The sequence below is a fragment of the Methylibium petroleiphilum PM1 genome, assembly GCF_000015725.1.
Classification (GTDB): Bacteria; Pseudomonadota; Gammaproteobacteria; order Burkholderiales; family Burkholderiaceae_C; genus Methylibium; species Methylibium petroleiphilum.
The window spans coordinates 1,848,125-1,860,667 of the sequence record NC_008825.1; the positions used below are offsets into that span (position 1 = coordinate 1,848,125).

Below are 12,543 nucleotides of genomic sequence, written 5' to 3' on the forward strand. Positions count from 1 at the left end.
CCCAAGGCGCGTTCAGGTCTTTTCCCGCGTCAAACGTTCTGCAAAAGAGATGCCGATGGCAGAGAGCACGAAGGTGAAGTGAATGACAGCCACCATCGTCACGATCTGGATATTCTCCAAAGTCAAATCGCCGCTCAGGTACGTCTTCAAGGCATGCACGCCTGAGATCGAGATGATGGCGAATGCAAGCTTCAACTTGAGGTTGTAGGTGTTGACGTGGTCCAGCCAGTCGGGCTTCTTCATGTCCTTCTTGTCGAAGTGCCCCGTGGTCACGAAGAGCGACACACCGGCGAGCGCGACCACCCACACCAACTGCGCCACCATCGTCATGTCCACCAGTTCGAGCACCTTGATGATCAGGTCGATCTTCTCGAGATCGCCGAACAGCAAGGTGCTCATCAGCTTGTAGGTTTCCAGCAGGAACTTTCCCAGAATGCCGAAGATGATCGCCACCAGACCCACATAGAAAAACAACATCGTGAATCTCATGCCGTAAAGCAGCGACCCGACCCGTGAAAGCAGCATTTCCATTCTTGTTTTCCTTGAAACAGAGCCGACAATTACGTCGAACAGCGAACCAGCCGAAGCTTCCTGCGCCACGCAGGCCAGCTCGCCCAGGCGACTGAAGCTGACCGAGGCGGACGATTTCAATCGTGGCGCAGCAGGTCACCGAAGACGGTGTGCTCGCCCTCCTTGCGATCGGCGCCAGGCGCGTCGTACAGCACGAGCCAGCGCGCCTTGCCGCCCGACAGCGCCGGCGGCAGGTCACAGATGGCTTCGGCACGGTTGGTGCCGCGACCATGTGGCAGGGGCACCGACTCGGTCAGCGCCGACTCGAAGCGCACCGGCTCGCGGTTCGCGGCCAGCAAGGGCCGGGCGGCGGGCCACTTGAAGACGCGGATGTCGCCGTTCAGCACCATCGTCGGGCCGGCCAGGATGTAGAGGTCGTCGCCGGAGAAGTGCAGGTCCCGCACGCCCAGGCCGTCGAGCTGCAGGAAGTGCTTGCGGATCAGCGTGCCGCTGTCGTCGAGGGGCGCCAGGCGCAGCTGGTCACCGCGGGTCTCGACCGCGACCTCGAGCAGCGCCGACCAACCGCGCAGCACCGGGCCGCGCAGGCCGAGCAGCAGCCGGCGGCCGTCCACGGCCAGGCCTTCGATGTCGAAGCCGTTGTCCTTTCCCGGGATGGCCAAATACGGTCCGAAGTGGGGGTCATCGGCGAGCGCACGGGTGAGCAGGTTCGTTTGCGCATCACCCTTCAGGCGCAGCGCCCGTCGGCCGTCCTTGGCCTGCCGTACCAGGCAGGGCTCGCCCTTGGCGTCAGGCTCGATGGGCAGGCAGGCCAGCAGGCGCCGATTGCCGTCGAGCGCCACCTTCGACAAGCGCTTGGCGTTGTCGGCGTGGTCCCGGTCCGGTTTGGCGTTCTTGCGCTTCAGGCCATGCGAGCCCACCAGCCACAGGTAACCGTCGGCCACGGCCATGCCTTCCAGATCGGCCTCTTCCCCGGCCGTGCCGGGCAGGTCCAGCAGATCGGCGAGCGGGAAGTCGCGCACCTCGCCGAAGCGCAAAGCCTCGCGCCCCACCGGGGCGAGCAGGCGCAGGCGGTCCAGGCCGCAGGCTTCGTCGCCCGCCACCCAGAGCCAGTCGCCGGTGAAGGCCGCGCCGGACAGATTCGATTGAACCAGGGAGTCAGGAGCGAACTCCAGACGGACGGCATTGGCGGTTCGAGCGTTGGGCATCTGGTGCTTCTCCAAAGGGTGACGGGCCAGCAGGCACGCGTGCTGCAATGCGTGCCGGCCTGAGCCGCCAAACCCCGAAGTCTGCGGCCGAAGCTCCTTCCTATGTTCAGGTTTATCCGATGTTCACGTTCTCGAAAGACTGCTTTTCCAGAACCGCCAGGCACCCCACATTCCGTCTGTCCCTCAACCGATGGAGATCCGTGATGCAAGTGCTCTTCAAGTCCCGCCATCCGCAAGCCACTGACTTGCGCGACCTGACCGAGCGCCGCGTGCGCTTCGTGCTGCGACGCCTGGGCTGGCTCGTGCCGCGCGCCGAGGTGCAGATGTCGGACGTGAACGGGCCGCGCGGCGGCATCGACAAGCGCTGCCAGGTGGAACTCCGGACCGATGGCGCCGGGTCGGTGGTCGTCGCCTCCGTGGCGAGCGACTGGCGCACGGCGCTGGACAACGCGCTGGCGCGTGCCGCGCGGTTCCTGATGCGCTTGTGGCGCCGGGGCAGTGACTCCCGTCGCATGCGCCAGCGCTTCATCGGTCACGAACGCTGAACTCGAACGACCTCAGGACTCGACTCCATGAACTCCATGACGCCCATCCCCTCGACCACTCGCCCGGAGACCGCGCATTCGGCGTCTATCGCCGCAGGCAACGCGACACCCACGGATGTCGTAGGTACGAGCCGTGTGCTGCGCAACACATACGCCTTGCTGTCGATGACGTTGCTGTTCAGCGCGGCCATCGCTGCTGCCAGCGTGACGTTCCAGCTGCCGGCGCCGGGCATCCTGCTGACCCTGGGCGGCTACTTCGGCCTGCTCTTTGCTGTCTACAAGTTCAAGAACAGCGGCTGGGCCTTGCCGGCTGTGTTTGCGCTGACGGGCTTCATGGGCTACTCCCTGGGGCCGGTGTTGGCCAAGTCGCTGGCACTGCCCGGCGGTGCACAGGTCGTGACGATGGCCCTGGCGGCCACGGGCGCCACCTTCCTGGCCTTGTCGGCCTGGGTCTTGACGACCCGTCGCGACTTCAGCTTCATGGGCGGCTTCCTGTTCGCCGGCATGGTCATCGCGCTGATTGCCGGCCTGGGCGCGGTGTTCCTGCAGGTTCCGGCGCTGGGCCTGGCCGTCGCCGCGATGGTGGCGCTGCTGTCGGCCGGCCTGATCCTGTACGAGACCAGTCGCATCGTCACCGGTGGCGAAACCAACTACGTGCTGGCCACCGTCGGGCTGTACGTCTCGATCTTCAACCTGTTCACGAGTCTGCTCAGCCTGTTCGGCTTCGGCAACTCGGATGAATGAACCCTCATCAGGAGCACCCCATGAAATGCCCCACCTGCACCGACACCGCACTCGTGATGAGCGACCGCCAGGGCGTCGAGATCGACTACTGCCCGCAATGCCGCGGCGTGTGGCTGGACCGCGGCGAACTCGACAAGCTGATCGAGCGCTCGGCGAGCCTGGCACCACCGGTCCCAGCCGGCAACGCGGCCGCCCGATCACAGCCCCAGTTCGCGGACTCCGATTACGAGCATGGTCGAGGCCAGCAGGGCGGCCGCAGGAAGTCCTGGCTAAGCAACATCTTCGACTGACCCGCGACCCACTGCACCCAAGGGAGACCCATGATGCGCAGTTATCCCGTGAACAGCCCGCAGGCCGCAGCCCGCATCGTCGCACTGACGGTGGTCGCCGATGGCGACATCGGCGACGCTGAGATCAAGTGGCTCGACCGCCTTGCCGTGCATGAGCAGTTGGGTCTGGCGCGGCATGAGTTGCACGCGCTGCTGGACACCTTCTGCGAGGATCTGCTGTCCAGCGACCAGTTGAAGTGGGCCGACGCCTGCCCGGTGGACGAGCGCACGCTGGCGGACCTGATGGGTGAAGTCCAGGACCCCGCGCTACGGCTGAAGTTGCTGCGCTTGTGTGTCGAGCTTGCAGAAGTCGACGCGCATGTTGACGACGGTGAATCGAGCGTTCTAATCGCCGCGGTCGAGCATTGGGGCTTGCACCGTGAGATGTTTCGGCCGTCGTCTCGGAACTGACCGGCTCGCCCTGCCTGATCAATCCGAGGTGTGGGTCTGTGGGCTTTCGGCGGGGCGTGTCGGAAGTGCCCCATGGCGTGCCCATGATCGGGTCGAGATCGATGTTGGCTGTCCGCTATGGAGACACAACGGCTATGTCTGCTGATGGCCGGGAGTGTGAGTCCAGACCCGTGCCTGACAGCGGACGTTCGCGTATCGCCGCCCCGGTCATCAACTGGGGCGGCTTTTCATTGCAAGCGATCAGATCTCGGTCTGCTCAGAGATCTCGAGGGCGTCGTCAACCTCGATGCCGAGGTATCTCACCGTGGACTCCAGCTTGGAGTGTCCGAGGAGCAGCTGAACCGCGCGCAGGTTCTTGGTCCGACGGTAGATCAGCGTCGCCTTCGTCCTGCGCATCGAGTGCGTACCGTACTCGGCGCGGTCCAGGCCGAGTTCGTCGACCCAGTGCCCGAGGATGCGGGCGTACTGCCGGGTGCCCAGGTGTGGCGAGTCATGAAGACGGCTGGGGAACAGGAAGTCGTCGGGCTTCAGCTCCGCCTGCTTGATCCAAGCCTGCAGCGCCTCCCGAGTCGCTGGCGTGATTTCGAACTGCACCGGGCGCTGGGTCTTGTGCTGCATGACGATGGCACGCGTAGCCAACTGATCGCCGTGACACACGTCTCGGACCTTCAAGGCAACCAGATCGCAGCCTCGGAGCTTGCTATCGATACCCAGGTTGAAGAGCGCAAGTTCACGCACTCGGTGGTCCATCTGCAGACGCACACGGAGCGCCCAGATGTCCTTGAGCTTGAACGGGGCCTTCTGCCCCACGATCTTGCCCTTGTTCCAAGGCTCGCGACGAGCCGTATTGGCAACGGAACCCATGATGGTCTCCCATCAAGTTGAGGGCCGGTCAAGATGCGCCTGTGCGGGACCGGGGCGCTTGCCCTGAGTCAAGGCCTGTCGTCTTGCCCCGCCAGGCCGAAGTCCGCTACCGGGCACGGGGCGAGACTCACAGTCCCGGCCAGTTCCTGCCGCTCGTGTCCGACTGCTTTGGCTGAATCTGGCCCACAGTGCAATGGACGACGCCGCCGCCGAGGCGCGCGGGCGTCCCGCGCTTGTCATCGGTGGCTGTTCGCTGGGCCCGTCGCTTCAATGGCAACGTGGTCGACGCCTTTCCGCGAGAACCGCGATGCCGCGCGCCGATAGTCGGCCGTCATTTGCGGCGTCATCAACTCGAGCATCACCGTGTTCTCGATCCAGAACTCGATGACGTGGTTCGTGCCGCGCGACAGCTGGACGGCGCGCCAGCCCTCGCGACTCGCCAGCGCAAAGATCCCGGTCGCGTCGAGCGCCACCGACACTGCGGCATGGGTCGCGACGTAGGGTGACGCGTCGGAGACATGACGAAAGTTCGCCTGACCCTGGCCCGCATCGGGGAACATCTCGGTGCCGACGGGATACACCTCGATGGCGGTGCCGTGCTCGTCGCCCGCCCAGGCGATGAACGAATCACGGTAGGGACCGAAGCCGGTGAGCGTGCCGCCGAACATCTCGGTCAGCACCGAGGCCACGTGCCTCGGGTCGCGGGCGGGCAAAGACAGGTGGTGAATCATTGGGCCCCCAGCGGATCGGCGACGGCCTGCGGCGCCGGCAGAAAGACCGGCTCCCACGCATCCTGCAACCGGCTGGCGACGGCCGGGTCGTCGTTCATCACCGGGCCGAGCAGCGCGAACAGCGACTCACCGTGCAGCGGCAGCGCGTCCCATCCCGCGGCAAGTGCGCGGCCGGCCTCGTCGCCGAAGAGATGCCAGACCAGCGCCATCGTGCTCGGGTGGACCGTGCCCGCACCGCCCGAGGAGAAGATCCGGTTCTCCGCGTCGATCTTCCACGCCCTGCGCGGCTGGACGACGCGGGTGCCTTCGGCCGGCAGCCTGCGCGACAGGGTGGCCGGCGAGGTGACTTCCAGCCCCTGCAGGACGCCGGCGCGGTGCAGCACCGCCATGCCGGCGCAGTTGCCGGCGATCCAGCGGCCCTCGGCGCGATGGGCGCGCAGGAAGTCCAGCAGCATTGGGTTCAGTGACTGCGCGCCGGCGCCGATGCCGCCCGGAATGTAGACCAGGTCGAACCGTTCGTCGGACTCGATCTTCCGGTCGATGTGGACGCGGGTGCCCATCTGCGTGGCGACGCTGCTGCCGCCCTGGAAGCTGCCGAGCACGACGTCGAGCTTTTCGCCACGGTTGGCCATGGTCCATGCCTGGGCCTTGAACAATTCCCACGGAATCAGCAGATCCTGTTCTCCCGCGTTGGGGAATGCCAGGACCAGGATGGAGCGGATCGTCTTCATGATGTTGGGCCTTGTGACCAGAGGATGAATAGGCGCGTGCGCTTGGTCGCGGCGCTCGGCCCGAGATCGGAGCAACGAAGGAGCTGTTCAGTCGCGCGCCGTCGGCTTGGTGCCAGCGGCGGGCTGCAGCAGTTCGCTGAAATCAGCCGCCGCCTTGCGCAAGGCCAGTTGGGCCGGCGCAAGCCGGCTGAAGCGCACCTTCATGTCGGACAAGGGAGTGAAATAGCCCAGCGAAAGTGCCGCCAGTTGCTGGCCGGTGTCGGGTGCAAGGGCCTCGATCTCGACGGCCGCGCCACCGCGGTCGAGTGGTGCAAACAGCAGCAGCGCGGAAACGGCATTGAGGGACGGCGAAACCGTCTCGACGCGCGTGATGGCTGCGCGCAGCACCGCCGGGTGTCCCGTCTGTGCGCGCGGCAGCGTGTGGACACGTTCGAGCAGTGCGCCGCGCAGGTGGCCGAGCAGGGCGCGACGCTCTTCTTCGGTGATGTCGGTCCCCGTGTCGGCGCGCCACTCGATGGCGTCGATGGTCACTCGCGCAGGGTCGATGACCATGACTGAACGACTGCTCGCGGAGCCACGGTCGGCATCGGGCGTGAGCGCGGCGTAGCTGCTCAGGAAGTCCGCGCGCGGCGGGACCATCACCGTGCTGCAGGCGCTGGCGGCGGCCACGCAGGCGACCGCGATGGCGTAGCGGACGGCCGTCACGACGCACCCCCGCATTCGAGCTTGCCCATCGATCGGGTAACACAGCGGGCATTGCGCCGCGTTTCGGAGGCGGGGCCTGCTTCACCGTCGATGAGCAAGCCGATCTCGCCGCGCGTGAGGCCGATGTCCTTGAGCTGGTCATCGTCGAGCTGCCACAGGATCCTCGCGTCGTCGCGGTTCTGCCGCGCTCGCGCACGGCGTTCCATGAAGCGTTGCAAGGCACCCGTGATCGATTTCCACAAAGCCGACCCGGACCGGGCCACGGCGCCGTGACGACCCCCAGCTGACAGTTCGCTCGGCCGATAGACCAGCCCAGACAACTGCCACGCCAGCCGGCGCCGCACCGCGGACGGCCTCGACACTGTTGACAGCAGCAGGTTGCGCAGTCGGCGCAGGCCGGGGCGGGCGGCGGCCATGCGTGTCAGCCGATCGGTGAATGCGACGATCTGCACGGCCACCGGACGACGTTGCGCGCTGTAGGCGTCCAGCGCGCCCATGTTGCCCGCGAGTGCGGCGACGAGCGCATCGGCCAGCGTCACGGCATCCAGGATGCCGGCATTCATGCCCTGCCCGCCAGCGGGGCTGTGCACGTGCGCAGCGTCACCGGCGAGCAGCACGCGGCCGGCGCAGTAGGTATCGGCGATGCGATGGTGAACACGGAAGCGCGAGCTCCACAGCACTTCGTGGACGACCGCTGGCTCACGCTCGGGGCCGCGGGTGTCCAGCAACGCCTGCAAGAATGCCGCGTCGGCCTTGTCGGGCGCCTCGGCGACCGTGGCGACGATGCGGTGCACGCCGTCGGCCAGTGGAGCGACGACCACCATGCCGGCTGCCGAGAAATAGAGGATCACTTCGTCGCTGGGCACCGCACCACTCAAGCGCACATCGGCCAGAACGAAGGTTTCGCCGTAGCTGCCTCCCGTGAACGGGATGCCCGCCTGTTCACGCACGGCGCTGTGCATCCCGTCGGCACCCACGATGAAGCGCGCCGTCACCCAGCTGCCATCGTCCAGCAGCGCTGTTGCCTTCGCGTCGTCCTGCTTCAGGCCGATCAGCGTGCGCGGGCGCAACACCTGCCCGCCCAGGCCGAGCAGGCGCTCCAGCAGGATGCCTTCGGTGGTCGCCTGCGAGATCATCAGCGTATAGGGATATGCCGTCGGCAGGTCCTCGAACCCGATCGGCACCAGCACGCGGTCGCGATCGCGAATCGTGAAGCGCTTCGCCGGGATGCCGCGTGACACGAGCGTGTCCGTCACGCCCAGCGGTTCGAGCACTTCCAGCGTGCGGGCGTGGACAACCGCGGCGCGCGACGTGTTGGCACCGGCCGCCTGGCGATCGACGAGCAGGGTGCGCACCCCGCGGGTGGCCAGCGCAGTCGCGAGCGTGAGGCCGGTGGGGCCGGCACCGACGATCAGCACGTCGGTGTCGATGCCGGAAGCGGCGGAATTGACGGACGGAGATGCTTGCATGGTGCGGTCCTTCGGTCGGGTGGTGCGTTTGATCGCGGTGACCGAGAGGCTAGGGATAGCGGCCCGGCAAGTCGTGCCGGAGCGGTGTCGAAACGGTGTCGATCCCGTACAGTCCCACCACGCCGATCCCTTCGCGCCATGAACGAATCCCAGCCTCTGCTGATCCGTTTCGGCGACTTCGAACTCGACGAGGCGAACGCCATGCTCAAGCGCCACGAGCAGGCGCTGGATCTGCCGCCGCGGGCGTTCTCGGTGCTGTGCGAGCTGGTGCGGCGCCCCGGGCAACTGGTGACGAAGGACATGCTGCTCGACGCCGTCTGGGGGCATCACCACGTCAGCGAATCGGTGCTGAAGTCGGCCGTGCGGACGTTGCGGGCCGCTTTCGACGACGACGCGAGAGCGCCGAGATTCATCGAGACCGCCTCGCGGCGCGGCTACCGGTTCATCGCGGTGCCCGGCCCCGAGCGGCGTCCCACTTCGGTCGCTCGCTCGAACGACGGTTCGGCCGTGCCGGTCGTGGAAGCGCCGGCAGTCTCCGGGACCTCGGGCGGCACCCGGTTGGTCGGGCGCGGCGCGGCGCTGGATCGGCTGCATGCGGCGTGGGATCGCGCCCGGGCGGGGCAGCACCAGTTGTGCTGGCTGGCCGGCGAGGCCGGGGTCGGCAAGACGACCCTGGTCGACGACTTTGCGGCCTCGCTCGGCCCGGTCGCGTTCGCGCAGGGGCAATGTGTCGAGCAACACGGCCCAAGCGAGCCGTACCTGCCGGTGCTCGAGGCCCTGGCCACGCTGTGTCGCGCCGATCCCGCGCTGGCCACTTTGCTGCGCAGCGTCGCACCGACCTGGCTGCTGCAGCTGCCGTGGCTGTGCAGCGAGGCCGAGCGCGACAGCCTGCGCCGTGAACTGGCCGGCACGAGCCAGGCCCGCATGCTGCGGGAGTTCGGCGAACTGCTGGACCGCTGTACCCAGGACCGGCCGCTGCTGCTGGTCACCGAGGACCTGCACTGGAGTGATCAGGCCACCGTGACCCTGCTCAACCATGTGGCACGCCGGCGCGGCAAGGCCTGCTGGATGTGGCTGGCCACCTTCCGTGCGGCCGAGGTGATCGCCGAAGACCATCCGTTGAAGGCCGTGCGGCACGAACTGCGGCTGCACCGGCTGGTGGACGAAATCCTGCTCGATCCGTTCTCGGAGCGTGAACTGGCCGCCTATGTGTCGCGGCGGCTCGGTGGTATCGCCGGGTCCGAGTCCTTCGTGCAGGCGCTGCACCGCCACACCGACGGATTGCCCCTGTTCGTGGCGAACGTCGTCGACGAACTGCTGACCCAGGGCGCGCTGCATGCCGGCGCCGTGGTGCGTGACGCCCCGCTTGCCTTCGAGACGCTGTCGGTACCGGAGAGCCTGGCGGGCATCATGGAGCGGCAGATCCTTCGCCTTCCGGCCGACCAGATCGCGCTGCTGGAGGCTGCCAGCGCGTGCGGCGTCGAATTCAGTCCGACGGTGGTGGCGCAGGTGCTTGCGCGGAATGTCGACGAGGTGGCACGGCAATGCGACCTGCTGGCCGGACGACAGCAATGGCTGGTGCCGGCCATCGAGGAGCACGCCGCAGCCGACGCGGCGGCGCCCCGCTACGCCTTCCGTCATGCGCTGGTTCGTCATGTGTTCCACGACCGCATGGGCGCGCTGGCACGGGCTCAGCTGCACCGCCGTGTCGCGCTGGTGCTGGCCGGTGCTGCGGCATCCGGGGCCGTCGTCTCGGCCGCCGAGCTAGCGACGCAGTTCGAACTGGGGCAGGACCCTGACGCGGCGCTGCCCCACGTCGCAGCGGCTGCGGCCGCCGCGTTGCAGCAGTTCGCGCCGGCCGACGCCTTGCGCCTCGCCGACCGCGGGCTGGCGATCGCCCGTCGCCGCCGATCCGGCGCGTCGGGGCAGGACGTGCTGGCCACGCTGCACACCTTGCGCGGCGCGGCAGCAGCGCAGCTGGTGGGGGTCAGCGCGGACGAGACGCTGCAGTCGTTCGAGCAGGCGCAGGCGGCCCTGGGTGGCTTGCCGACACATCCGCTGCGCAGCATGGCGCTGCACGGGCTGGGGCTGGGGCTGTTCCTGCGCGGCGCACTCGCCCCGGCGCGCGAGCTGGCGCAGCGCAGCCTCGCGCAGGCGCTGCAACGCGACGACGCTGTGCTGGTGGTGACGGCCTGCGACCTGCTCGGGCAGATGCTCAAGCTCGAAGGCCCGCCGCTCGAAGCGATCGCCGTGCTTGAGCAGGGCATCCAGGCGGCAGCGGGGCTCGACGAGCAGACGCTGCAGACGGCCTTCGTGCTCGACCCGCTCGTCAACATGCAGGCCGCGCTGGCGATCCCGTTGCTGCTGGCCGGCTTCGACCAGCGTGCAAAGGTCCAGTCCGAGCTGGCGCTGGCACGTGCCCGGGCCCTGAAGCAGCCCATGGCACGCATGATTTCGACCTGGCTGGCGGCGCTGTGCGAACTGCGCCGCGACGACCGAGTCCAGGTTGCTGCCCTCGCGGCGCAGTTGAGCGCGATCACCGACGAGGGTGCGTTGGCGCATGGCGAAGGCCCCAGCCAGTGGTTCCGCGGCCTGGTGCAGGCCTGGTCGGACGCGCCTGCGGAGGGCTACGCACAGATAGCCCGCGCTTACAGACGCTACGCGCAGGTCGGCATGTCGTACGGCTCGTCGGAGGTGCTGGGCTATGCCACCGAGGCGTTGATCCTCGCGCGGGACGGCGCTCGCGCGCTGCAGCAGGCTGAAGAGGCACTCGACATGGCGGCGCGCCTGGAGGACCACTCCTACCGGGTCCGGCTGCTGCTGCTGAAGCGGCACGCTCTGCTGGCTCAAGGCGCGGAGCGAGACGCCGCCGCCGCCGCCCGGGAGGCCCTGGCCGAAGCTCGCCGCCAGCGATCCCCGTGGCTCGAAATGACCGTCCTGGTCGAACTCTGCGACGGTCCGCACGCGGACACCGGGGACGTCGAGGCATTGCGCAAGGTGGTCACCGGCATGCCGGCGGGCAGCACTGCACCGTTGATGAACCGCGCCCGCGCCTTGCTGGGCGACCGCTGAGCGGGGTATCGCCCGCGCACTCGACACCGAATCGACACCGATTCGGCACGACTGCCCGGCGCAGGGCGCTTACGCTGGCCCATCTCGATCGAACGCACCGCCATGACACTGAACGCCGTCCCCTCCCATCCCGGCAGCCTGTGCTACGTGCTCAAGCTGCACCGCGATTCGCGTCCCGCGCAAGGCCTGATCGCGGGCCTGATCGAACATGTCGCCACGGGCGAATCGGTCCCGTTCGACGATGCCGCGCAACTCGTCGCGGCGCTGCTGGCGCATGCGGCCACGGACGCGGCGCAATCCTGTCACCAAACCCGAGGGGAGCCGTCGTGATCCCGCCGTCGATGCGCACGATCTGGGAAGCGTATGGCGCTGCCATCGGGAGGGACCGCTCGTCCGACTTCTACGAGCCGTTCCACTTCCACGACAACAATCAGGGCGCCCTGGAACTCGCGACGCTGGTGCTGCAAGGCACCAAGCGCGGCAGTGCCAGCCTGGTCTGGACCTACGAGCACGACAACAAGCGGCCGCCGTGGCCCGGCAGCCTCAGCATCATGACCGACTGGCTCGGCACCCCGCTGGGCATCATCGAAACACGCACGATCGAAGCTGTCCCGTTCGACGACGTCACGGCGGAATTCGCGGCAAGCGAGGGGGAGGGGGATCTGTCGCTTCGATACTGGCGGCAGGGCCACTGGGACTACTTCACGCGAGAATGCAGGCGCATCGGCCGCCGGCCCGACCCCAGGATGCTCGTATTCTGCGAGCGCTTCGACCTGGTGTTTGCCATGAACCCCGGCGTCCCTCACGCCCCGGCCTCCTGAGCGTCCGCTCATCGGCAGGACGCAGGGCCGCTCCTACAACTGCTTTGGGTCGACAGTGACCCATCGCGCCGAGGATGAGCAGTCGTTCGCCTTGGCGCCGACGAGGCTTGACCTAGTTTGGTGGGCCTGGGCCGCCGGCCGCCGCAGGTCGCCGGCAATGTCAGCAGTACCCGTTCAATAGGGCCGTCGTTGCGCCAGCCCGTTCTAGGCCGAACGACCGCAAGATGACTACGACCGTGAGCTCGAGGGCTGGCGCCGACAGACCGCAATCGCTGCGCTGCTGCCGCCCAGGCTGGCGTCGCGACGTGCGGCAGCGGGGTCGAGCGGGCAGGTTCAAGCCGGCAGGAAGAAGTCGGGCAAGCAGCGCGGAGCGGCGGCGCGCTAC

Annotated in this window: 14 protein-coding genes; 7 read left to right on the plus strand and 7 right to left on the minus strand. The window is 67.7% G+C overall.

All coding sequences use genetic code 11. From position 1 onward, the window contains the following. Positions 1-12 precede the first annotated feature (12 nt). Both MPE_RS08670 and MPE_RS08675 read right to left on the minus strand, forming a co-directional pair. Positions 13-651, minus strand: a complete 639-nt coding sequence (locus MPE_RS08670; protein ID WP_237706384.1) for a YqhA family protein — start codon at positions 649-651, stop codon at positions 13-15. Next, positions 648-1,736, minus strand: a complete 1,089-nt coding sequence (locus MPE_RS08675) for a DUF3616 domain-containing protein (protein ID WP_011829321.1) — start codon at positions 1,734-1,736, stop codon at positions 648-650. The genes MPE_RS08670 and MPE_RS08675 overlap by 4 nt, the downstream gene beginning before the upstream one ends. A 203-nt stretch (positions 1,737-1,939) precedes the next feature. Here MPE_RS08675 and MPE_RS08680 point away from each other — a divergent pair, with 203 nt between their 5' ends. From MPE_RS08680 to MPE_RS08695, 4 genes are all read left to right on the plus strand, one after another. Continuing rightward, entirely contained in the window at positions 1,940-2,281 is a 342-nt protein-coding gene (locus MPE_RS08680; protein ID WP_041929608.1) for a hypothetical protein, read from the plus strand. Between the two features lie 135 nt (positions 2,282-2,416). Next, positions 2,417-3,025, plus strand: a complete 609-nt coding sequence (locus MPE_RS08685) for a Bax inhibitor-1/YccA family protein (RefSeq protein WP_237706385.1) — start codon at positions 2,417-2,419, stop codon at positions 3,023-3,025. Between the two features lie 20 nt (positions 3,026-3,045). After that, positions 3,046-3,315 carry a TFIIB-type zinc ribbon-containing protein gene (locus tag MPE_RS08690; protein WP_011829324.1) on the plus strand — a complete coding sequence of 90 codons (270 nt, stop codon included), beginning with the start codon at positions 3,046-3,048 and terminating at the stop codon, positions 3,313-3,315. Positions 3,316-3,348: 33 nt separating this feature from the next. Next, the gene (locus MPE_RS08695) at positions 3,349-3,765 is read left to right on the plus strand and encodes a tellurite resistance TerB family protein (RefSeq protein ID WP_041930046.1); all 417 of its coding nucleotides are present in this window, start codon (positions 3,349-3,351) and stop codon (positions 3,763-3,765) included. Positions 3,766-4,005: 240 nt separating this feature from the next. On the opposite strand, the gene MPE_RS08700 is transcribed toward MPE_RS08695, so the two are convergent. The 5 genes from MPE_RS08700 to MPE_RS08720 all read right to left on the minus strand — a co-directional run bounded on the left by MPE_RS08700 (position 4,006) and on the right by MPE_RS08720 (position 8,481). After that, positions 4,006-4,629, minus strand: a complete 624-nt coding sequence (locus MPE_RS08700; RefSeq protein ID WP_011829326.1) for a tyrosine-type recombinase/integrase — start codon at positions 4,627-4,629, stop codon at positions 4,006-4,008. Positions 4,630-4,865: 236 nt separating this feature from the next. Continuing rightward, positions 4,866-5,318 (minus strand): hypothetical protein, encoded by a 453-nt coding sequence (locus MPE_RS08705; RefSeq protein WP_158304604.1) that lies wholly within the window; start codon positions 5,316-5,318, stop codon positions 4,866-4,868. Between the two features lie 38 nt (positions 5,319-5,356). Beyond that, the gene (locus tag MPE_RS08710; RefSeq protein WP_011829328.1) at positions 5,357-6,091 is read right to left on the minus strand and encodes a DJ-1/PfpI family protein; all 735 of its coding nucleotides are present in this window, start codon (positions 6,089-6,091) and stop codon (positions 5,357-5,359) included. Between the two features lie 87 nt (positions 6,092-6,178). Continuing rightward, positions 6,179-6,796 carry a DUF3313 family protein gene (locus tag MPE_RS08715; RefSeq protein WP_237706386.1) on the minus strand — a complete coding sequence of 206 codons (618 nt, stop codon included), beginning with the start codon at positions 6,794-6,796 and terminating at the stop codon, positions 6,179-6,181. Next, complete coding sequence (locus tag MPE_RS08720; RefSeq protein ID WP_148210918.1) at positions 6,793-8,481, minus strand: FAD-dependent oxidoreductase; 1,689 nt, start codon at positions 8,479-8,481, stop codon at positions 6,793-6,795. Before MPE_RS08720 ends, MPE_RS08715 begins: the two co-directional genes overlap by 4 nt. On the opposite strand from MPE_RS08720, the gene MPE_RS08725 reads away from it, so the two are divergent. The 3 genes from MPE_RS08725 (at position 8,404) to MPE_RS08735 (ending at position 12,158) form a co-directional block, all read left to right on the plus strand. Beyond that, a complete protein-coding gene (locus tag MPE_RS08725; RefSeq protein WP_011829331.1) occupies positions 8,404-11,337 on the plus strand; it encodes an ATP-binding protein in 2,934 nt (977 codons plus the stop codon). The genes MPE_RS08720 and MPE_RS08725 overlap by 78 nt on opposite strands. Before the next feature lie 102 nt (positions 11,338-11,439). Beyond that, the gene (locus tag MPE_RS08730) at positions 11,440-11,667 is read left to right on the plus strand and encodes a hypothetical protein (protein WP_036233098.1); all 228 of its coding nucleotides are present in this window, start codon (positions 11,440-11,442) and stop codon (positions 11,665-11,667) included. Beyond that, entirely contained in the window at positions 11,664-12,158 is a 495-nt protein-coding gene (locus tag MPE_RS08735) for an ASCH domain-containing protein (RefSeq protein WP_085984393.1), read from the plus strand. Before MPE_RS08730 ends, MPE_RS08735 begins: the two co-directional genes overlap by 4 nt. Positions 12,159-12,543: the final 385 nt, after the last annotated feature.

Bases quoted from the DNA above. Each gene is read 5' to 3' on its own strand.
- MPE_RS08675 (WP_011829321.1), bottom strand. From the start codon at position 1,736: ATGCCCAACGCTCGAACCGCCAATGCCGTCCGTCTGGAGTTCGCTCCT.
- MPE_RS08680 (WP_041929608.1), top strand. From the start codon at position 1,940: ATGCAAGTGCTCTTCAAGTCCCGCCATCCGCAAGCCACTGACTTGCGC.
- MPE_RS08690 (WP_011829324.1), top strand. From the start codon at position 3,046: ATGAAATGCCCCACCTGCACCGACACCGCACTCGTGATGAGCGACCGC.
- MPE_RS08695 (WP_041930046.1), top strand. From the start codon at position 3,349: ATGCGCAGTTATCCCGTGAACAGCCCGCAGGCCGCAGCCCGCATCGTC.
- MPE_RS08700 (WP_011829326.1), bottom strand. From the start codon at position 4,629: ATGGGTTCCGTTGCCAATACGGCTCGTCGCGAGCCTTGGAACAAGGGC.
- MPE_RS08710 (WP_011829328.1), bottom strand. From the start codon at position 6,091: ATGAAGACGATCCGCTCCATCCTGGTCCTGGCATTCCCCAACGCGGGA.
- MPE_RS08725 (WP_011829331.1), top strand. From the start codon at position 8,404: ATGAACGAATCCCAGCCTCTGCTGATCCGTTTCGGCGACTTCGAACTC.
- MPE_RS08730 (WP_036233098.1), top strand. From the start codon at position 11,440: ATGACACTGAACGCCGTCCCCTCCCATCCCGGCAGCCTGTGCTACGTG.